The organism is Trueperaceae bacterium (assembly GCA_036381595.1).
Taxonomy (GTDB): Bacteria; Deinococcota; Deinococci; order Deinococcales; family Trueperaceae; genus DASVCN01.
The window spans coordinates 77,688-96,859 of sequence record DASVCN010000009.1; the positions used below are offsets into that span (position 1 = coordinate 77,688).

Genomic DNA, 19,172 nt, shown 5'->3' on the forward strand with positions numbered 1-19,172 from the left:
CTCCGGTTAACATCGCTCCATGACCGCCGCAAGAGAACTGGTCCACTGGGTCGAGTGCCCGCGCGATGCCTGGCAGTCGTTGCCGCGGACCATCCCCGCCGAGATGAAGCGGGCCTACCTCCAGGCGCTGCTCGATGCCGGCTTCCGGCGACTCGACCTCGGCTCCTTCGTGTCCCCCAGGGCGGTTCCCCAGATGGCCGACAGTGACGAGGTGGTGAGCTCGCTGGAGCGGCCGGGCGACGCCGAGTTCCTCTGCATCATCGCGAACGAGCGCGGCCTCGAGCGGGCCCGTGGCACAGCGAACGTGACCTCGGTCGGCTACCCGCTGTCGGTGAACGAAACCTTCCAGCGCCGGAACACCGGCCGCGACCTGGAGAGTTCCTGGCGGCTGGTGGGTGAGCTCGTGCGGGCGGCGGAGGAAGCGAGCCTGGAACTGGTGGTCTACCTGTCCATGGGTTTCGGCAACCCGTACGGGGAAGCGTGGCATCCCGGAGTGACCGCGGCGGCCGTCACGCGCCTTCGTGATCTGGGCGTGACCCGTATCGCCCTCGCCGACACGGTGGGGAAGGCCAGCGCCGATGTCGTGACCTCCGTCCTCGAGACGGTACCCGAACCGGGCTCGCTGGGCCTGCACCTGCACGCTCGTCCGGACGGCTGGCTGCCGCTGATGAAGGGCGCCTGGGAAGCGGGGGTGCGCTGGTTCGAGGGTGCTCTCTCGGGGGCGGGCGGCTGCCCGTTCGCGGGGGACGAACTGGTGGGCAACCTGCCCAGCGAACGCGTCCTGCCCTGGCTCGCCGGGAAGGGCGAACTCCCCGGCTTGCGGCTCGACGCCCTGCCCGCTCTCGCGGAGCGCGCGGCCGAACTGACCGACTACGGCAGCGCCGCGCACTGAAACCGGGTTAGCGCTAGATCGCTCCGCAGCGTTCCAGCTCGCGTGCGGCCGCTTCCAGCACCTTCGCTCGAGCGACCGCCAGGGGCCCCTCGATCTTCGCGCCGGCTGCCGAAACGTGCCCCCCACCGCCCAGCTCCACGCAGATGGCTTGGGCCGAGACACCGTCCCGGGTCCTTACCGAGACCTTCGTGTGGCCCTCGCGCTCTTTCAGGAAAACAGCCACTTTGCTGCCCTCGGCGTAGCGGATCAGACCCACGTAATCGTCAGAATCGTCCTCGCTCTCCCCGACCCGCTCGCGCATCTCCTCGGTGACTCCCGCGACGACCACCTTGCCGTCCAGGGGGAACTCGACCGTGTTCATCACCATGCCGAGCATCCGGAAGTAGTCCCGGTGCCGCCACTGGAGTCGATCGGCGAGGTAGGCGTAGTCGAGGCCGGTAGCGATCAGTTCGCTGGCGGCTCGGAGCGCCTCGGTGTCTGTGTTGGCGTAGCGGAAGTTGCCGGTGTCGGTGAGTATGCCGGTGAGACAGGGGGTGGCGATGGGAACGGTCCAGGTCACGCCCATCGCCTCGACGATCTCCTTGACCATCAGCGCCGTGGCCGCCTTGCCCGGCTCCACCAGCGCGAGATCTCCGAAGCGCGAGTTGGTGCCGTGATGATCGACATTGATGACGAACTCGGCACCCTCCAGAGGGGCGCCTTCGGCGCGGGTCTCGTCGGCTACGTCTAGCACGGCCAGGAGCGCCCCGTCGGGTAGCGCCTCGAGCGGCGCGGAGAGCTCGTCCGGTCCCGCCAGGAACTCGAGGAAGCGTGGCGGCTCCATCGGCAGCAGCACCGGGCCCTTTCCCATCGCCTCGAGAGCCCGCTTGAGCGCGAGCGTCGACCCGAGCGCGTCTCCGTCCGGGTCGACGTGGGCGATGACCACGATCGGTCCTTGCCACTCGCGTAGTTTCTGGGCTATGCGACTCACCTTGCCGGCGTAGTCGCGCTCGCCGCGGTTGTCCACTGTTGACAGCATGGGCCGATGATAACCGCCTGCCATAACCCTTCTGTCGGCTACTGAGCAGACAGGAGGGCCACCCAGCTACGATAATCCGGCGATGGAGGAGTCCGGACCCGAGGGAAGAGTGAGCAGGGAAGGGCGCCGAGAGAGCGCCCCCCTGCTCGAACCCGAGGCTCCTGCCGAACCGACCGGAAGACGCGTAACTCGCTTCACCTGGCTGCTCCTGCTCCTGCTCGGCGCGATCGGGCTCCTCGCGGGGAGCATCGGTTTCCTCCCTTCCCGACCCGAAGACCCGGCCTTCCGCCACCCGGGATTCGTGCCCGAAGCGCCGCCGGTGGTGGAGGCGACGGGGCGGTTGGCCCAGGTATACGAGCGGATCAGGCCCGCCACCTTGCGGATCGAGAGCCGGTGCGCCAACCCGTTGCTTCGCGACCGGCCGATCGACGTCGGTTCGGGCTTCTACCTCTCGGCCGACGGCAAGGTGATGACGGCCTACCACGTCGTGCGGCGCCGCTCGCTCGAACTGGCGAGCGGTTGCCCTCTCTACTACGTCGCGATCGACTCCGATCTGGAGGAACACCGGCTCGAGCTCGTAGGCTTCGATGCCTACCGCGACCTGGCTTTGCTGCAGGCGAAGGTGGACGAGCCCGTTCCCTTCCTCGAGCTCGCAGGCGAGTTGCCCCAGTTGGGCGACGACGTTCTGGCCGTGGGCAACTCGCGAGGCGAGTTCCTCGCCGACCGCAGCGGCGAGGTGACGCGCCTTGGCGTGAACGCCGAGAGGCCCGACTTCGCCTCCGACACGATCGAACTCACGGCCGCCCTGGCGCCCGGCGACTCGGGTGGACCGGTCGTCGACGAGGAGGGGAGGGTCGTAGGCGTCGTCTCCTACATCTCCTTCACCCCCTCGATCCTCAGCTCCCAGAGCGATCTGCCGTTCGACCGGCTGCTCGGCAGCAACGCCGCTCCACGGTTCGCCTCCTACGCGGTACCCACGCTGGAAGGCTCCCCGACTGTGGAAGGACTGCTGGCCGGCGAGAAGCGGGACATACCGGTTATCGGCTTCGAAGTGGCGTTCGAGTACGACCCCAGGGAGCGGGACGGCCCCTCGTTGGGCCGCAAGCCCGGCGTCGTCGTTGGAAGCGTGGACGGTGACGGACCCGCAGCCAGGGCCGGTCTGCGCAGCATCGAGGAGCTGCCGTTGCGTGACGAGGCCGGGAGGCTGACGGGCCGGCGCCTGAGGGCCGATGTCATCGTGGCCGTTGACGGCCACAGGACCCCTACTTTCGAAAGGCTGCTCGAGGTGGTGAGGGCCAGGTCGGTAGGCGAGAAGGTGATATTGACGGTCCAGCGAGGATCCACTACGACCGAACTCGGCCTGCGACTGGACGCCTACCGGCAGGTCTTCTGACCTTCGCCTGCATCGAGACGAAAACGCACCCCGAAGGGTGCGTGGTCCGGCGCATCGAGCGCATCTGTCCTTTGCTTCCGACTGCTTTCGACGCGGATCTGGTGGGCGATGGTGGATTTGAACCACCGACCTCGTCGTTATCAGCGACGCGCTCTAACCAACTGAGCTAATCGCCCGCGAGCGAAATGGAGTCTATCACGGCAAAAAAAGGCCGGTCAAGCCTGTGCGACATCGGTGCAGCCGTAGGAAAGTGCGTCCAGGAGCGGTCTACTACAGCTGCCCCTGATGCCGTCCGGTGCTCGCCGCCTACCGGCGATCGGCATTCACGCCGTTATAGTGAGGCGTGATTTCGCGGATCTACCTCGCTCGGCCCAGAGGCTTCTGCGCCGGCGTAGAGATGGCGATCGAGGCGGTCGAGAAGGCCGCCCAGGAGAACCTTGCCAGCGGCGCCGGCGAGCTTCCCGTCTACCACTCGATCGTCCACAACGACACCGTAGTGGAACGACTCGAGACGGGTCACGGCGTGCACTTCGTCGAGGACCTGGGCGAACTGGAACGGTTGCGTGACGAGCTGCGGCGCAACGGCCGGAAGCTAGACGAGACGGTGGTGTTCAGCGCACACGGGGTGAGCCCGGCGGTGCGCGAGCACGCCCGAGAGCTGGGGCTTGCGACCATCGACGCGACCTGTCCCCTGGTGACGAAGGTGCACAGTGAAGCGAAGCGGTACGCCAGGGAGGGTTACCACATACTGCTGGTGGGCGACTCGACCTCGCACCAGGAGGTCATCGGCACGCGAGGCGAGGCGCCCGAGGCGACCACCGTCGTGGGCGTGCTCGGCAACCGCAAGGAGGACCCTGGCCTGGCCGACCCCCGGACGGTCGACGTGCCCGATCCCGAGAAGGTCGTCGTGCTCACACAGACCACCCTGTCGGTCGACGACACCACCCGCACCATCGAGCTGCTCAGGGAACGCTTCCCGGAACTCGTCGTTCCGGCACGTGACGACCTCTGCTACGCCACCAAGAACCGACAGGACGCGGTACGCAGCATCGCCCCGCTGGTGGACCTCTTCCTGGTCGTTACCAGCGACTACAGCAGCAACGGGATGAGGCTCCTCGAACTGGCGGACGAACTTTGCGGCAACGCCCGGCGAGTCGAAGGGGTCGCGGACATCGATCCAGCATGGCTCGAGGGCGTCGAAAGCGTGGGCATCTCATCTGCTGCCTCTACCCCGGACGACCTCGTGCAGGAGATCGTCGCCTACTTCCGCGACCTCAACCCGCTACTGGAGCTGGTGGAGGAGGGGGAGTGGGAGCAGATCAGCTTCCGTCCGGCGAGGCGGGTGCCGGTGGCCGGAGGGGCTGGATGAGGCCCGCGTCGGGTGGCGGACCGGTCCTCTCGGTCGCGCCGATGATGGACTGGACCGACCGGCACTTCCGCTACCTCCTGCGTCAACTCACCAGCCACACCCTGCTCTATACCGAGATGGTCAACATGAACGCCATCCTGCACGGCGACCGGGAGAGGCACCTGGGCTACTCGGAGGCCGAACACCCGCTGTCGCTGCAACTGGGTGGCGACGACCCGAAGCTACTGGCGCAGTGCGCCGCGATCGCTCAGTCTTGGGGTTACGACGAGGTGAACCTGAATGTCGGTTGCCCCTCTCCACGGGTCGCCAGAGGCAACTTCGGCGCCTGCCTGATGGCTCAGCCCGAACTCGTGAGGGAGTGCCTCCAGGCGATGAGGGAGGCCGTCACCATCCGGGTGACCGTCAAGCACCGGATCGGCATCGACGAGCGCGACAGCTACGAAGAGATGGCCCGCTTCGTCGACGTCGTCGCTCCGTCGGGGGCCCAGCGGTTCACCGTCCATGCCCGCAAGGCGTGGCTGCAGGGCCTGTCGCCCCGCGAGAATCGCGAGATCCCGCCTCTTCGTTACGACGACGTCTACCGTCTGAAGCGCGACTTCCCGGAGCTCGAGATCGAGCTGAACGGAGGGGTTCGTTCGCTGGCGGATGCGGCAGGACACCTCGAGTGGGTGGACGCGGTGATGATCGGCCGGGCGGCCTACGAGGAACCGTTCATGCTGGGCGACGCCGACGCCCGCCTCTTCGGCGCCACGGAGGCCACTCCGACCAGGGGCGAGGTGGTCGAGAGGATGCTCCCCTACCTCGATGAACAGCTGGTCCGCGGGGTGCCGCTCCACCGGATCACGAGACACATGCTGGGCCTCTTCAACGGCCGGCCGGGCGCCAAGGCGTGGCGCCGTAAGTTGAGCGAGAAGGCTCACTTGCCCGGTACGGGCCCCGAGCTCCTGCTCGAGGCGCTCTCGCTCGTACCGCAGTTAGTTCGGGAGGAGCGGGCGGCCGGCTCGGCAGCGGCCGTAGCCTGAGCACGTCCCGTCGCGAGTAGCCGGCTCGAGGTCGCCACGACTATCCGCTTACGCGCTCGACGAGAAGCTCGTCGCCTACTCCGAGCCCCCACTCGGCGGCCGCGTTCCCCTGCCTTATCGCGATCTCCAGGAAGCCGCTGCTCCCTTCGTAGGCCACCGGTTCTCCCACCGCCACTGCGCCGAAGGTAGGGCTCAGCGCGGGCACGCTCCTGGACCCTGAGCGCACCAGCCAGCGCCCCTCCCGCAGCCGTTCTCCCTCGAGATTAGTGATGAGGTTGCCGAAGCGGTCCACATGGACGACCGCGATCCGCCAGCCGCGGTCCACGCCGACGGCCCGTGGCCAGGGGAGCGTCACCAGTTCCCCGGGTTCCTTGTCGCTTCCCAGAGCGGAGAGCTCGACGCCGGAGGCCAGGTGGGCCGATACGGGGGCGAACACGTCGCGGCCGTGGAAGGTGGCGCTGACCCTCGGCAGGTGGAAGGCGGGATCGTCCGTGATGACCGCTCGCCTTACCGATCCCAGCAGGGGAGTGACGACGCCGTTGTCGGGGCACACCAGGTAGATTGCGCCTGCAGCCGTTTCCAGCTCGAGGGCGAGCGGCGCCCGCTCCGTCCCCACACCCGGATCGACGACGCAGCACACGACCGTGCCCGCCGCCAGGTAGGGGCAAGCGAAGAGAAGGGCGGCAGCGGCGGCCCGCACATCCTGAGGCGGGATCTGGTGGCCCAGATCGATCACCTGGGACGAAGGAGCCAGGCCCGAGATGACGGCCTTCATCACGCCCACGTAGACGTCCGTGGAACCGAAATCGGTGAGCAGGGCTATCGGTGCTGACATTTCGGAGTTCGCATCGGCGGGCGCAGCCCGCTTCTCAGCGGAACCGCTCCAGGTACTCCCTGGCGATGATGAGGTGCTGGACCTCGTCGGTGCCTTCGCCGATCCGGGTGAGCCTGGCATCCCGCCAGTACCGCTCGACCTCGTACTCCCGGATGTAGCCGTAGCCGCCGAGGATCTGGATCGCCTCATCGCACGCTTCGACGCCGGCTACCGAGCCTTTGAGCTTCGCCTGCGCGGCCGCGAGCGAGTAGTCGCGACCGGCGTCACGTAGTTCCGCCGCCTTGAGCACCAGCAACCGGGCCGCCTCCAACTCGGTCGCCATCGCAGCGATCTTGAAGCTGATCGCCTGGTTGCTGGCGATGGGCCTGCCGAACTGCTGCCGCTCGAGCGCGTACCGGGCGGCGGTCTCGAGCGCGCCCCGACCGAGTCCGATCCCCATGGCCCCGATACCTATGCGGCCCCCGGCCAGCACCTGCATCACGTCACGGAACGCATTGGCGCGCTCGCCCAGCAGGTTCTCGGCTGGCACCTCGAGATCCTCGAAGGTCAACGGCGTCGTGTCGGAGGTGTGGAGGCCCAACTTCTTCTCCGGCCGACCCCGGATCAGCCCCTTGGAGCCGCCGTCCACGATGAAGGCGCTTATCCCATCCGCCTTGCTGCGTCCCTCGCGCGGTTCGTCGGTACGCGCGAGCACTACGTAGGTTCCGGCGACGGTTCCCTGAGTGATGAACGACTTGGCGCCGTTGATGACGAAATGGTCGCCCCGGTCTTCGGCGCGTGTGGTGAGCGCAGCAGCGTCCGAACCGGAGCCAGGCTCGGTGAGGCACCAGGCGCCCAACCTCTCCCCGCTGGCCAGCGCAGGTAGCCACCTCTGATGCTGTTCGCTGTTGCCGGCGAGGAGGATGTGACCCACGCAGAGCGAGTTGTGGGAGGCGACGGTGAGGCAGAGGGAACCGTCCACCGCCGCGATCTCCTCGACGATGGCGGCGGCAGTGGCGGTAGGGAGGGCTGCTCCGCCGTACTCCTCGGGCACCTGAAGGCCGAAGAGCCCCATCTGCGCCAGGCCATTCACCAGGTCGGAAGGGAACTCCCCTCTCTCGTCCCGTTCGGTCGCTCCCGGAGCGACCTCCCGATCGAGGTAGTCGCGCAGGTGGGCGAGTATCGCCCTGGCGTCCTCGTTGGGCTCGAACCAGAACTGCGAACCCCGTCCGATCTCCCTCGTAGTCATGACCAAAGCTAACAGAGGAGAGGCGGGAACGCCGGTCGTTGTACGCTCCCGAGCGCCGCTTGGTAGACTCCGCCATGAGCGGCGAAGGTCCAGCACGCAGGAGTCCGTCTTGAGCAGGGAAGCAGAGAGACCTTTCTGGGTCAGAGGGATACGGGGCGCGACCACCGTCGAGCGCGACGACCCCGAACTGGTGCTGGAGGCGACGGGCGAGCTTCTCGAGGAGATGCTGCGCGCCAACGGGATCGAGGAGTTCGAGCCGATAGCGGCGATCTTCTTCACCACCACACCCGACATCTCGAGCACCTTCCCGGCCGAGGCCGCGAGACGCCTGGGCATGAGCATGGTGCCGTTGCTCTGTAATCAGGAGATCCCGGTACCTGACCGGTTGCCGCTGGCGATCCGCGTGATGATGCAGCTCAACACCCGCAAGAGTCAGGCCGAGATGCGCCACATCTACCTGCGAGAGGCGAAGTCGCTGAGGCCCGACCTGGTGAGCGCCCAGTAGGCAGCGACTAGGCCGCCTCCGCCGCGCTGGAACCCGAAGAAGAGCCTATCGCCGCACCGGAACCAGAACGGGTGGCGACCGCTTCAGTGGAACCCGAACCGGAGGCGACCGCCTCAGAAGAACCCGAACCGGAGGCGAACGCCTCACCTCCCCCCTCGTCTACCGCTCTTCAGGCGCCACCGAACGAGAGGCTCTCGATCTCGATCATTGGCGACCGGATCGAACCGCCTGGGCTCCACTCCGGCTCGCTGCCAACCGCGGTCACCTTCTCGAGCATCCTGAACAGGTTGCCGGAGATGACGAAGTTCTCCACCGGGTAGCTCTCGCCGCCCTCGACCCTCAGCCCCAGGGCCTGTAGCGAGATGTCGCCGGAGATCGGATTCGCGCCCGCGTGCAGCCCCATCAGCTCGCAGACGACTACGCCGTCGTTCGTCGCGACCCCCTCACCGGGCAGGAGCAGCAGGTTGCTGTGCGAGATCCCCAGGGTACCTCGGTAGTTGCGTGCCGCGTGACCGGTGTTCGGCTGCCCGCTCTTCCGGGCCGTATAGCTGTTGTGGAGGAAGGAGCGCAGGACGCCCTGCTCGATCAGGGGCAGGCGCCTGGCCGCCATGCCTTCGCTGTCGAACGGTCGGCTGCCCAATCCTTCCGGGTGGTCGGGATCGTCCACCAGGGTCACGAGCTCCGACGCGACCCGCTCGCCCAGCTTCCCGTCGAAGCGGCTCTTGCCCTCTACCAGGGTCTTGCCCGACAGGGAGAACTCGAGGACGCCCAGCAGGTCGGCGACGACCGGCGGTTCGAGATAGGCGCGGTACCGGCCCGTCTTCAGCGGCCTCGCGCCCAGCAGCCGTCCCGTCCGCCGCAGGAACTCCTGCGCCGTGCGCCCGGGATCGAGTTCGTGGAACTCCTTGGCCGCGTCGAGCCCGTACCCCTGCTTGACGCTGTCGCCATCACGCATGACGAAGGCGGCGAAGAGACCGGCGAACCCGTCCCGGTAGCCGCCATCGACACCCTTGCTCGACGCTACCGAGTGACGGACCTCCCGCTCGGTGTAGCGGGCGCTGACCGTGCGGCTGTAGCGCTCGTCCTTCTTCAGTTCTCTCTCGAGGCCGAGGGCCTGCTCTACCTTCTCCTGCAGGGGGGCGCTCAGTCCCTCGGAGAGGAGGTCGCTCTGGCCCGATCCCTCTCCCTCGGGCAGGAAGCCGTCGCCGTCGCTCTCCTCCTGGAGGAGGGCGTTCTCGCGAGCCTCCTCGAGGACCCAGTCGAGCGCCTCCCGGTCAAGGTCTTCGGTCCAGGCGTACCCCACCCGGCCCTCGACCACGGCCCGAACACCAACGCCGCCCCTGATGGCCTGCTTGAAGTCGGAGACGTTCCCGTCGAAGGAGTCGATGGTCAGCTCACGCGACTCGTCCGCGAGTACCTCCAGGTCGATCCCCGTTTCCCCGGCGCGCTGCAGCAGGTAACGCAACGCCTCCTCGCGGTTCACGCTTCACCCCCCACCACGATCTCGCTCACGAGGAGGTGCGGTTGTCCCACTTCGACCGGCAGTGAACCCGACAGGCTGCCGCACATCCCCGGTTCGGTGGAGAGGTCGTCGGAGACCGCCTCGATCTTGGTGATCGTGTCGGTACCCTTGCCTACCAGCATCGCGCCGCGCACCGGCTCCTCGACCTTGCCGTTGCGGATGACGTACCCCTCCCGCACCGCGAAGTTGTATTCGCCCGAGCCGGGCCGGACCTGTCCGCCGCCCAGGCTCTTTGCGTAGAGGCCGTACTCGATGCCGTCGAAGAGCCGTTCGCGGGGGGTGTCGCCAGGAGCTATGAAGGTGTTGCGCATCCTCGAGGTGGGAGCGAAGGTGTAGTCCTGGCGGCGGCCCGAGCCGGTGGGACGGTAGCCTGTGCGAAGGCCACCCATGCGGTCCACCATGTACGACTCGAGCAGGCCGTTGCGGATGAGCACCGTCCGCTCCGTCGGCGCCCCTTCGTCGTCGTACTCCGAGGAGCCCCAGCCGTGCGGCGTGGTGCCGTCGTCTATGTAGGTGACCACCTCGCTCGCCACCATCTCGCCCAGCTTGTCGCTCAGTACGGAAGCCTTCTTGGCCACCGAGGTGGTCTCGAGCAGGTGACCCAGCGCTTCGTGGAAGATGACTCCGCCGAAGCCGTTGCCGATGACCACCGGCATGGTGCCGGCCGGCGCCGGTCTGCCCCGCAGGTTGGCCATCGCCACCTGAGCGGCGCGTTCGCCCACGCCGGCGGGCGGGAAACGGTCGAACAGCTCGAGCCCTACCGAGAGACCGGGGCCGTGCGAACCGGTCTGGGTCTCGCTGCCGTCACTGGCGATCACCTGAGCGATGAGCCTCGAGCGGACGCGCTCGTCCTCGGTCCAGACGCCGTCGCTGTTGGCGATGAGCACCTGTTGCTGCCATTCGAGCAGCTGCCCCTCCACCTGGCGGATCTCCGGGGCGATGCGCGCCCCCTGGTCTAGTTCCCGCAGGCGCTCCAGCCGGTACCGCTTGTCGGCGCTGTCGAACGGGCGTTCGGGCGCGTGGAGACCGCTGGCGGCCTCGCGGCGGAAGTCGATCCCGCCGCGACCCGCCTCGTCGACCCGGCCGGCGCCACCCTTCACTTCACCGAGGGTGCGGGCCAGCTCGAGAAGAGACCTCTCGCTCAGGTCGTTGGTGTAGCCGTAAACCACTTCGGTACCGTACGCGAGACGTACCCCGGCCCCGTACTGGATGCCGCTCACCGCCTCCCGCACGCGGCAGTCTATGGTCCTGAGCCCGCGGCGGTACCACCTCTCGACGTACAGCTCCGCGAAGTCCGCGCCGCCGGCACGGCCGCTGGCGAGGACGTCTTCTACTACTCTTCTGGACAACATGGAAGGACTGTAACCCGCACCGGCTGCTTCCGGGCCGAGCCCCTGTTCAGCTGCGCCACTCGCTGACGGGTACGAGAGACCCTCCTTCGACCGAGTACCGCAGGACCTTGTGCGCCCGGTTGGTGGTCACCTCGAGCACGGCCTGGTCGAAGCTCTTGGGCCCCAGCAGGACCTTGCGTACGAAGTAACCGCCGCCCTGCGAACTCATCTCGCTGGTCTTGGAGAGGCGCACGTCTATCTCCTCCCCGTTACGGTCGGTCCTTACCCGCGCCAGCAGGAAGTTGCCGTCGTCCTTGAAGTGGCGATCCTGGCGACGGAAGAGTCCGAACATGGCGGTATTGTAGCCCGGACACCAGTTCATGGTGGAGCGGCGCCGGCAGCGCCGAGCTCAAGCCGTTCCTGACCGAGGAGAAGCAACGATGCCGAGACCCGACGCCCAGAAACGCAGCTTGCTGGAGCGCGCCTTCGCGGCGGCGGTCGAAGCGGCCGATCCCGAGCGGATCCCGGCCGACCTCCTGCCTCCCGTCCCGGCCGGCCGGCTGGCAGTCGTGGGGGCCGGCAAGGCCGCGGGGCGGATGGCGAAGGCCGTCGAACGCCACTACCGCGACGTACCGAGTCTGGAGGGCCTGGTGATCGTCCCGGACGGAGCGCTGGAAGAACGTGACAGCCTTCCCCGGCGGATCGAGGTCGCTGCCGCTTCCCACCCGATCCCCGACGTGAGGGGTGTCGCCGCGACGCGCCGAATCCTCGACCTGGTCCATGGTTACGGCCCGGACGACCAGGTGGTAGTGGTCCTCTCAGGGGGAGGCTCCTCTCTGCTCGTCGCTCCGGAAGGCATCGACCTCGCCCAGAAGACGGAGCTGACCAGATCCCTCCTGCGCTCGGGCGCCCGGATCGAGGAGATCAACACCGTCCGTAAGCACCTCTCAAAGGTGAAAGGGGGACGGCTGGCTCTCGCCGCCAGCCCGGCGCGTACGACGGCCCTGGTCCTCTCCGACGTCGTCGGCGACGACCTCTCGGCTGTAGCGTCGGGTCCTTCGGTCGCCGATCCGACGACCTTCGCCGACGCTCTCGAGGTCCTCGTTAGGTACGAGATAAAGGCGCCGGGGGCGCGAAGGGTGCTCGAACAGGGCATCGCGGGCCGACTTCCGGAGACTCCCAAGCCAGGCGATCCCAGGCTGGCTGGAGCGGCGACGGCGCTTATCGGCAACAACCAGGCGAGCCTCGAGGCCGCCGCAGAACTCCTGCGGGACGTCGGTTACGAGGCCAGCATCCTCAGCAGCGTGGTCGTTGGTGAAGCCCGGGAGGTCGGCCGGGTGCACGCGGCCATAGCCCGCCAGGTGGCGGAGAGAGGCGAGCCGTTCACGCCTCCATGCGCTCTCTTGAGCGGCGGGGAGACGACGGTGACGGTACGCGCGGCCGGCCGTGGCGGGCGCAACAGCGAGTTCGCCTTGGGGCTCGCGCTCGAACTCCCGGAGCGCTCGCCGATCTGGGCTCTGGCCGCCGACACCGACGGCCGCGACGGCAGCGAGCACAACGCCGGGGTGCTGGTCACGCCCGAACTGCTTACTTCCCTCGATCGCCGGGCCGCCCGGGCGAGCCTCGAGGCGAACGACAGCTACGCGGTGTTCGCGGACTCGGGCCACCTCTTGGTGAGCGGTCCCACCGGGACGAACGTCAACGACCTCCGCATCATCCTCATCGATCCCTCGGGGTGATCCGGCCAGCTCGGAAGGGGAATCACGGACGCCGAACTGCTCCAGCGCGGTTAAACTGCCGTTGGATGAGCACTATCTTCCCGCCAAGCGACGAGAACCTGCGGAGAGCCGTCCGGCTCCTCCGCGCCGGGCAGCTCGTGAGCTTCCCGACCGAGACCGTCTACGGCCTTGGCGGGGACGCTTCGAACCCCGAAGCGGTGACGAGGATCTTCGAGGCGAAGGGGAGGCCGGCGGACCACCCGCTGATCGTCCATCTGGCGGGCGCCGAACAACTGGGGGAATGGGCCCGGATCGTGCCGCAGCAGGCCACGATCCTGGCCCAGGCGTTCTGGCCGGGCCCGCTCACCATCGTTCTCGAGCGTGCTCCAGCGGTTCCCCTGGAGGTAACCGGCGGCCAGGACACAGTCGCCCTCCGCGTGCCGGCTCACCCCGTAGCCCAGCGCCTTCTGGCGAGTTTCGGTGGCGGCCTGGCAGCTCCCTCGGCCAACCCTTTCGGCCGGTTGAGTCCCACCACGGCGCAGCATGTCGCCGAACAGCTCGGGGGGCGCGTAGCAGCCATACTCGACGGCGGCCCGACCGAGGTAGGAGTGGAGTCCACCATCGTCGACCTTTCGAGCGGCACGCCGCGGATACTGCGCCCTGGGGGTGTAGGACGACACGAGATCGCAGCGCTCCTCGGCAGCGAACTCGGACCCGTCCCGACGGTTGGAGCGCCGCGAGTGCCCGGCTCGCTGGAGCGGCACTACTCCCCCGGCTGTCCGGTCGAGCTGGTCGCCGCGGCGCGACTCGAGGCGCTCGCGGCCAGGGGGGCTTTCTCCGTCCTCGCCAGGCGGAGCGCCCCTATCGACTTCGAAGGGAACTGGCGCCGCCTCCCTGACGAGGCCGGGGGTTACGCACGGGGCCTCTACGCCGCCCTCCACGAACTGGACCGGGCCGGCCTGCCCATCCTCGTCGAAGAGCCGCCGGAGGGCCCCGAGTGGGAAGCGGTGCGCGACCGCCTTCGGCGTGCCTCGGCCGGGCGGCGAGCGGTTGCCGGGGAGGGGACGAAATGAGCGTGCAGAGCGAACGTCCCCTAGTGGCCGTGGTGATGGGCAGCAAGAGCGACTGGGAGACGATGCGCCACGCCCACGAGTTGCTGACTGAACTCGACGTCCCGCACTACTGCAAGGTCGTTTCCGCTCACCGCACGCCCGGGCTCATGGCCAGCTTCGCCGCGGGGGCGGCCGAAGAGGGTATCCGGGTGATCGTCGCGGGTGCCGGCGGCGCGGCCCACCTGCCAGGGATGATCGCCGCAAGAACCCACCTTCCCGTACTTGGGGTTCCGGTCGAAAGCCGAGCGCTCAACGGCATCGATTCTCTTCTCTCCATCGTCCAGATGCCGCGCGGCGTGGCGGTAGGCACGCTGGCGATCGGCACCGCGGGCGCGGTCAACGCCGCCCTGCTCGCCTGCCAGATCCTCGCCCTCGAGCAGCCTGCACTCAGAGCGAGGCTCATCGAGTACCGCGAGAGGCAGTCGCGGGAAGCGGAGGCGTCGGAACTGCCGGTCGCCGACGCCAGCGGACGGTAACCGGTGGAGCCGCTGCTGCCCGGCGCGACGATCGGTGTACTCGGCAGCGGCCAGCTGGGCCGCATGCTCGCCTTCGCCGCGCACAGGATGGGTTACAGGATCGCCGTCTACTCCCCGGGCTCCGACACGCCCGCCGGCGGGGCAGCCGATCTCGAGATGGACGCACAGTACGAGGACGAGGACGCGCTCGCCCGGTTCGCCGGCGTCGTCGACGTGGTCACCGTCGAGTTCGAGAACATCCCCTCCAGCGCCCTCGAACTGCTCGAGAGATCGGTACCGGTGAGACCCGGTCCGGCGGCGCTGCACATCACTCAGAATCGGCGCCGCGAGAAGGAGTTCCTGGCTCGCCACGGGCTGCCCCACGCCCGCGCCATCCACCTGAACGATCCGGCCGAACTCGACAGGGCGCTGGCCGCGATCGGCACCCCCGCCGTGCTCAAGACCGCGGGCTTCGGTTACGACGGCAAGGGGCAGCTGATGATCGCCGGGAACGATGATAGGGCGGCTGCAGCTGCCCAGGCGGAAGCCGGCCCGTGCGTCCTCGAGGAGTTCGTGGAGTTCGAGCGGGAGGTGTCGGTACTCGTTGCCCGCACGCCCGACGGAGAGATGGCTACCTGCGGCCCGATCGAGAACCGGCATGCCAAACACGTTCTCGACCTCTCGACGGTTCCCGCCCGGCTCGCGACCGACGCCGCGCAGGAGGCACGCGATCTCGCTCGCGATGTTGCGGTGTCCCTGGAGCTTGTAGGGCTCGCCTGCGTGGAGATGTTCGTGACAGCCGGAGGGGGGCTGCTCGTGAACGAGATCGCTCCGCGGCCGCACAACTCCGGGCACCTGACTATCGAGGCGTGCGTAGCGAGTCAGTTCGAGCAGCAGTTGAGGTCGGTATGCGGCCTGCCCCTGGCCGGGATGGAGTTCGTGAGGCCCGCCGCGATGGCCAATCTGCTGGGCGACCTGTGGCACGATGGCGAGCCCGACTGGACGGCGGCTCTGCGCATACCCGGTGTCGCACTCCACCTGTACGGCAAGGAACGGGCACGACCGGGCCGCAAGATGGGCCACATAACGGCGCTGGCCGATACTCCTGAAGCCGCCGCTCGGCGAGCGTTGGAGGCGCGCGCTGCGCTGGGAGCCGCGAACTCCCTCGGTTCCGGTGGACTTGCGTCGCCCAGGACTTGATTCACCTGAAGGGCACTCTATATACTAGCTAGGTTTGTGTCCCCCAGGCCCGCAGCGATGGGTCCGGGGGTTGGTTTGTCGTGCGCCTGAAACCGTTGCTGCAACGCGGATCGTTCGTCGAGCACCGGTTCCTGCCCAGCGACGGTCCTGAAAGTCCAGTCCGCGGCCTCCACCAAGGGGCGACGCGGCCAGAAAGAAGGAGTTGATCACTCTGCCTACGGTCAACCAGCTACTCCGCAAGGGTCGCAAGACCCTCAAGAAGAAGAACAAGACCCCCGCACTCAAGGGGAGCCCGCAGCGTCGTGGAGTCTGCACCGCGGTGAAGACCCAGACGCCGAAGAAGCCGAACTCGGCGCTTCGAAAGATAGCCCGTGTCCGCCTCTCGAGCGGCTACGAGGTCACCGCCTATATTCCCGGCGAGAAGCACAACCTGCAGGAGCACTCGGTCGTTCTAATCCGTGGCGGTCGTGTCAAGGACCTCCCAGGGGTTCGTTACCACATCGTCCGCGGCGCGCTCGACGCCCAGGGCGTGGGCGTTGGCCGCTACGTCCAGCGCAACCAGGGCCGTTCGAAGTACGGCACGAAGAAGCCCAAGTAACGGGTTCAGGAGACAGGTCGAGGTATCTGAATGGCACGTAGACGTAGAGCAGAGGTAAGGAAGCTCGAGCCCGATCTCGTATACAGCGACACGACGGTGACCGCTTTCGTCAACAAGATCATGCGCGACGGCAAGAAGAACCTGGCCAGCCGCATCTTCTATGGCGCTTGCCGCCTCATCCAGGAGAGAAGCGGCCAGGAGCCCCTGAAGGTATTTCGTCAGGCGCTCGACAACATCCGCCCCCGTATCGAAGTCAAGAGCCGACGTGTTGGCGGGGCCACCTATCAGGTTCCCGTCGAGGTGAGTCCGCGCCGTGCCCAGTCGCTGTCGCTGCGTTGGCTGGTAGCCGCTTCGGACGCCCGTCCCGAGCGCACGGCTGTCGAGCGGGTAGCCGGCGAGTTGCTCGATGCCGCGCAGGGCCGTGGCGGCGCCGTGAAGAAGAAGGAAGACGTAGAGCGGATGGCGGAGGCCAATCGGGCCTACGCTCACTACCGCTGGTAGACGGCCCTGTTGTTTTTATCGGCAAACGGCGCTGCCGGCATCCGCTGCGGAGCCGGTAACGCCTAGGGAGAGAGAATGGCAACGCCAACGACGATCGATCTCAAGAAGACCAGGAACATCGGTATCGCCGCCCACATCGATGCCGGGAAGACCACGCTCACCGAGCGGATCCTCTTCTACACCGGCCGAATCCACAAGATCGGCGAGACCCACGAGGGCGCCTCGCAGATGGACTGGATGGAGCAGGAGAAGGAACGGGGCATCACCATCACGTCGGCCGTTACCCAGGCCTTCTGGGGTGATACCCGGATAAACATCATCGACACCCCGGGGCACGTCGACTTCACCATGGAGGTCGAACGCTCGATGCGCGTGCTCGACGCGGCAATAGCCGTGTTCGACGCCTCGCAGGGCGTTGAGCCTCAGTCCGAGACGGTATGGCGTCAGGCGGACAAGTACCATGTCCCGCGCCTCGCCTTCGCCAACAAGATGGACAAGACCGGGGCCGACTTCCAGCTGGTCCTCGACTCCATGCAGGAGCGCCTGGGCGCCAACGCGGTGCCGATCCAGTGGCCCATGGGCCAGGAGGAATCGTTCGCCGGCATCATCGACCTGGTCGAGATGAAGTCGTACACCTACATGGACGACCTCGGTCAGGACATCAAGGTCGGCGACGTCCCCGCCGAGTACCAGGGGTTGGCCGAGGAGAAACGCAACCTCATGATCGAGAAGCTCGCCGACGTCGACGACGACGTCGCCATGCTCTTCCTCGAGGGTGAGGAAGTACCGGCAGAGACGCTCCACGCCGCCATCCGCAAGGGCACCATCAGCCTCGAAGTGTTCCCGGTGCTGTGCGGCTCTGCCCTCAAGAACAAGGGTGTGCAGCGGGCCCTCGATGCGGTGGCGCTCTATCTGCCCTCGCCCCTCGACGTCCCCGCCATCCGCGGCGTGTTGCCCGACGGGACCGAAGACACCCGCTCGGCCGACGAGAAGGCGCCCACCTCGGCGCTCGCCTTCAAGATCGCTACCGACCCTTACGTGGGACGGCTCACGTTCGTGCGCGTCTACTCGGGCGTGCTCGAGTCGGGCTCGTACGTGCTGAACGTCTCTAAAGGCAAGAAGGAGCGGATCGGCCGCCTCCTCAAGATGCACGCCAACTCCCGTGAAGAGGTCGAGCGGATCAGCGCCGGCGACCTGGGCGCGGTCATCGGCCTCAAGGACACCGGTACCGGAGACACCCTCTCCGACCCGGCGCATCCGATCGAACTCGAGTCGATCGAGGTTCCCGAGCCGGTCATCACGGTCGCCATCGAACCCGCCACCAAGGCCGACCAGGACAAGCTCTCCAACGGCCTCGCCAAGCTGGCCGAGGAGGACCCCACCTTCCGTGTCGAGACCGACCCGGAAACCGGCCAGACGACGATCTCCGGGATGGGCGAGCTCCACCTCGAGATCATCGTCGATCGCCTTCGCCGGGAGTTCAACGTCAACGCGAACGTGGGCGCTCCGCAGGTGGCATACCGCGAGACGATCACCAAGCCGGTGGACGTCGAAGGAAAGTTCGTGCGACAGACCGGCGGCCGTGGTCAGTACGGCCACGTCAAGATGAAGGCTGAGCCGAAGGGGCGTGGCGAGGGCTTCGAGTTCGAGAACGCCATCGTGGGCGGAACCATCCCCAGGGAGTACATCCCGGCGGTACAGAAGGGGATCGAGGAAGCGATGCAGAACGGTCCGCTCCTCGGATTCCCGATCGTCGACATGAAGGTGTCTCTCTACGAAGGCTCCTACCACGAGGTCGACTCGTCGGAGATGGCGTTCAAGATCGCCGCCTCGATGGCGGTTCGCAACGCGATGCAGCAGGGCGCAGCGGCGATCCTCGAGCCGATCATGCGGGTGGAGGTCGTCACGCCCGAGCAGTACATGGGTGACGTCATCGGCAACCTCAACTCGCGCCGCGGTCAGATCCAGGGGATGCAGCCTCGCGGCAACGCCCAGGTGATCAACGCTCACGTACCACTCTCCGAGATGTTCGGCTACGCGACCGACCTGCGCAGTCTCAGTCAGGGCCGTGCGACCTTCACGATGTTCCTCGATCACTACGCACAGGTTCCGAAGAACATCCAGGAAGAGCTAGTCAAGAAGTAATCCATTCCGGGCCGGCCCCCGCCGGCCCAGCTAAGGAGATCGTGAAATGGCGAAAGCGACGTTCGAGCGTACGAAGCCGCATGTGAATGTTGGGACTATCGGTCATGTTGATCATGGGAAGACGACGTTGACGGCTGCTATTACGTTTGCGGCTGCGGCGGCGGATCCGTCTGTGGAGACGCAGTCTTATGATCAGATCGATAAGGCGCCGGAGGAGAAGGCGCGGGGTATTACGATTAATACTTCGCATGTTGAGTATCAGACTCCGGAGCGGCATTATTCGCATGTTGATTGTCCGGGTCATGCGGATTATGTGAAGAATATGATT

The 19,172-nt window shown here is 67.2% G+C and carries 19 protein-coding genes and 1 tRNA gene; 13 read left to right on the forward strand and 7 right to left on the reverse strand.

Features of this window, described 5'->3' with window-relative positions; translation table 11 throughout:
• Positions 1-19: 19 nt before the first annotated feature.
• Entirely contained in the window at positions 20-892 is an 873-nt protein-coding gene (locus VF168_02530; protein HEX7003046.1) for a hydroxymethylglutaryl-CoA lyase, read from the forward strand.
• A gap of 13 nt (positions 893-905) precedes the next feature.
• Here VF168_02530 and VF168_02535 read toward each other — a convergent pair whose 3' ends face one another.
• Positions 906-1,910, reverse strand: a complete 1,005-nt coding sequence (locus VF168_02535; GenBank protein HEX7003047.1) for a bifunctional oligoribonuclease/PAP phosphatase NrnA — start codon at positions 1,908-1,910, stop codon at positions 906-908.
• An 82-nt stretch (positions 1,911-1,992) separates the two neighbouring features.
• Between VF168_02535 and VF168_02540 the strand changes: the two genes are divergently transcribed.
• Positions 1,993-3,303: a S1C family serine protease gene (locus tag VF168_02540; protein ID HEX7003048.1), complete on the forward strand. Its 1,311-nt coding sequence runs from the start codon at positions 1,993-1,995 to the stop codon at positions 3,301-3,303.
• Between the two features lie 99 nt (positions 3,304-3,402).
• On the opposite strand, the gene VF168_02545 is transcribed toward VF168_02540, so the two are convergent.
• Positions 3,403-3,479, reverse strand: a tRNA-Ile gene (locus VF168_02545).
• Positions 3,480-3,646: 167 nt separating this feature from the next.
• Here VF168_02545 and ispH point away from each other — a divergent pair.
• Entirely contained in the window at positions 3,647-4,672 is a 1,026-nt protein-coding gene (gene ispH / locus VF168_02550) for a 4-hydroxy-3-methylbut-2-enyl diphosphate reductase (GenBank protein ID HEX7003049.1), read from the forward strand.
• Positions 4,669-5,694: a tRNA dihydrouridine(20/20a) synthase DusA gene (dusA, locus tag VF168_02555; GenBank protein ID HEX7003050.1), complete on the forward strand. Its 1,026-nt coding sequence runs from the start codon at positions 4,669-4,671 to the stop codon at positions 5,692-5,694. The genes ispH and dusA overlap by 4 nt, the downstream gene beginning before the upstream one ends.
• 40 nt (positions 5,695-5,734) lie before the next feature.
• Here the strand turns inward: dusA and VF168_02560 are convergent, their stop codons facing one another.
• Both VF168_02560 and VF168_02565 read right to left on the reverse strand, forming a co-directional pair.
• Positions 5,735-6,529, reverse strand: a complete 795-nt coding sequence (locus VF168_02560; GenBank protein HEX7003051.1) for an SAM-dependent chlorinase/fluorinase — start codon at positions 6,527-6,529, stop codon at positions 5,735-5,737.
• A 34-nt stretch (positions 6,530-6,563) separates the two neighbouring features.
• Positions 6,564-7,757 carry an acyl-CoA dehydrogenase family protein gene (locus VF168_02565; GenBank protein HEX7003052.1) on the reverse strand — a complete coding sequence of 398 codons (1,194 nt, stop codon included), beginning with the start codon at positions 7,755-7,757 and terminating at the stop codon, positions 6,564-6,566.
• 109 nt (positions 7,758-7,866) lie between these two features.
• On the opposite strand from VF168_02565, the gene aroH reads away from it, so the two are divergent.
• Complete coding sequence (gene aroH, locus VF168_02570; protein ID HEX7003053.1) at positions 7,867-8,262, forward strand: chorismate mutase; 396 nt, start codon at positions 7,867-7,869, stop codon at positions 8,260-8,262.
• A gap of 169 nt (positions 8,263-8,431) precedes the next feature.
• Here aroH and VF168_02575 read toward each other — a convergent pair whose 3' ends face one another.
• From VF168_02575 to VF168_02585, 3 genes are read right to left on the reverse strand one after another with little or no spacing between them, the layout of a single operon-like run.
• Positions 8,432-9,745 carry a metallopeptidase TldD-related protein gene (locus VF168_02575; protein ID HEX7003054.1) on the reverse strand — a complete coding sequence of 438 codons (1,314 nt, stop codon included), beginning with the start codon at positions 9,743-9,745 and terminating at the stop codon, positions 8,432-8,434.
• On the reverse strand, positions 9,742-11,136 hold the full coding sequence (locus VF168_02580) for a TldD/PmbA family protein (protein ID HEX7003055.1): 1,395 nt from the start codon (positions 11,134-11,136) through the stop codon (positions 9,742-9,744). Before VF168_02580 ends, VF168_02575 begins: the two co-directional genes overlap by 4 nt.
• Positions 11,137-11,182: 46 nt before the next feature.
• Entirely contained in the window at positions 11,183-11,467 is a 285-nt protein-coding gene (locus VF168_02585; GenBank protein ID HEX7003056.1) for a hypothetical protein, read from the reverse strand.
• An 88-nt stretch (positions 11,468-11,555) separates the two neighbouring features.
• On the opposite strand from VF168_02585, the gene VF168_02590 reads away from it, so the two are divergent.
• The 8 genes from VF168_02590 to VF168_02625 form a co-directional block, all read left to right on the forward strand.
• Complete coding sequence (locus VF168_02590; GenBank protein HEX7003057.1) at positions 11,556-12,854, forward strand: glycerate kinase; 1,299 nt, start codon at positions 11,556-11,558, stop codon at positions 12,852-12,854.
• 65 nt (positions 12,855-12,919) lie between these two features.
• Positions 12,920-13,906: an L-threonylcarbamoyladenylate synthase gene (locus VF168_02595; GenBank protein HEX7003058.1), complete on the forward strand. Its 987-nt coding sequence runs from the start codon at positions 12,920-12,922 to the stop codon at positions 13,904-13,906.
• On the forward strand, positions 13,903-14,421 hold the full coding sequence (gene purE / locus VF168_02600; protein ID HEX7003059.1) for a 5-(carboxyamino)imidazole ribonucleotide mutase: 519 nt from the start codon (positions 13,903-13,905) through the stop codon (positions 14,419-14,421). Before VF168_02595 ends, purE begins: the two co-directional genes overlap by 4 nt.
• Before the next feature lie 3 nt (positions 14,422-14,424).
• Positions 14,425-15,600, forward strand: coding sequence for a 5-(carboxyamino)imidazole ribonucleotide synthase (locus VF168_02605; protein ID HEX7003060.1), 1,176 nt, complete (start codon positions 14,425-14,427; stop codon positions 15,598-15,600).
• Positions 15,601-15,811: 211 nt separating this feature from the next.
• Complete coding sequence (gene rpsL / locus VF168_02610) at positions 15,812-16,198, forward strand: 30S ribosomal protein S12 (protein ID HEX7003061.1); 387 nt, start codon at positions 15,812-15,814, stop codon at positions 16,196-16,198.
• A gap of 30 nt (positions 16,199-16,228) precedes the next feature.
• On the forward strand, positions 16,229-16,699 hold the full coding sequence (gene rpsG, locus VF168_02615; GenBank protein HEX7003062.1) for a 30S ribosomal protein S7: 471 nt from the start codon (positions 16,229-16,231) through the stop codon (positions 16,697-16,699).
• A gap of 75 nt (positions 16,700-16,774) precedes the next feature.
• Entirely contained in the window at positions 16,775-18,844 is a 2,070-nt protein-coding gene (gene fusA, locus VF168_02620) for an elongation factor G (protein ID HEX7003063.1), read from the forward strand.
• Between the two features lie 46 nt (positions 18,845-18,890).
• On the forward strand, positions 18,891-19,172 hold a 282-nt coding region (locus VF168_02625), incomplete at its 3' end, for a GTP-binding protein (GenBank protein ID HEX7003064.1).

Bases quoted from the DNA above. Each gene is read 5' to 3' on its own strand.
- VF168_02530 (HEX7003046.1), top strand. From the start codon at position 20: ATGACCGCCGCAAGAGAACTGGTCCACTGGGTCGAGTGCCCGCGCGAT.
- VF168_02535 (HEX7003047.1), bottom strand. From the start codon at position 1,910: ATGCTGTCAACAGTGGACAACCGCGGCGAGCGCGACTACGCCGGCAAG.
- VF168_02540 (HEX7003048.1), top strand. From the start codon at position 1,993: ATGGAGGAGTCCGGACCCGAGGGAAGAGTGAGCAGGGAAGGGCGCCGA.
- dusA (HEX7003050.1), top strand. From the start codon at position 4,669: ATGAGGCCCGCGTCGGGTGGCGGACCGGTCCTCTCGGTCGCGCCGATG.
- VF168_02560 (HEX7003051.1), bottom strand. From the start codon at position 6,529: ATGTCAGCACCGATAGCCCTGCTCACCGATTTCGGTTCCACGGACGTC.
- VF168_02565 (HEX7003052.1), bottom strand. From the start codon at position 7,757: ATGACTACGAGGGAGATCGGACGGGGTTCGCAGTTCTGGTTCGAGCCC.
- VF168_02580 (HEX7003055.1), bottom strand. From the start codon at position 11,136: ATGTTGTCCAGAAGAGTAGTAGAAGACGTCCTCGCCAGCGGCCGTGCC.
- VF168_02585 (HEX7003056.1), bottom strand. From the start codon at position 11,467: ATGTTCGGACTCTTCCGTCGCCAGGATCGCCACTTCAAGGACGACGGC.
- VF168_02590 (HEX7003057.1), top strand. From the start codon at position 11,556: ATGCCGAGACCCGACGCCCAGAAACGCAGCTTGCTGGAGCGCGCCTTC.
- VF168_02595 (HEX7003058.1), top strand. From the start codon at position 12,920: ATGAGCACTATCTTCCCGCCAAGCGACGAGAACCTGCGGAGAGCCGTC.
- purE (HEX7003059.1), top strand. From the start codon at position 13,903: ATGAGCGTGCAGAGCGAACGTCCCCTAGTGGCCGTGGTGATGGGCAGC.
- rpsG (HEX7003062.1), top strand. From the start codon at position 16,229: ATGGCACGTAGACGTAGAGCAGAGGTAAGGAAGCTCGAGCCCGATCTC.
- fusA (HEX7003063.1), top strand. From the start codon at position 16,775: ATGGCAACGCCAACGACGATCGATCTCAAGAAGACCAGGAACATCGGT.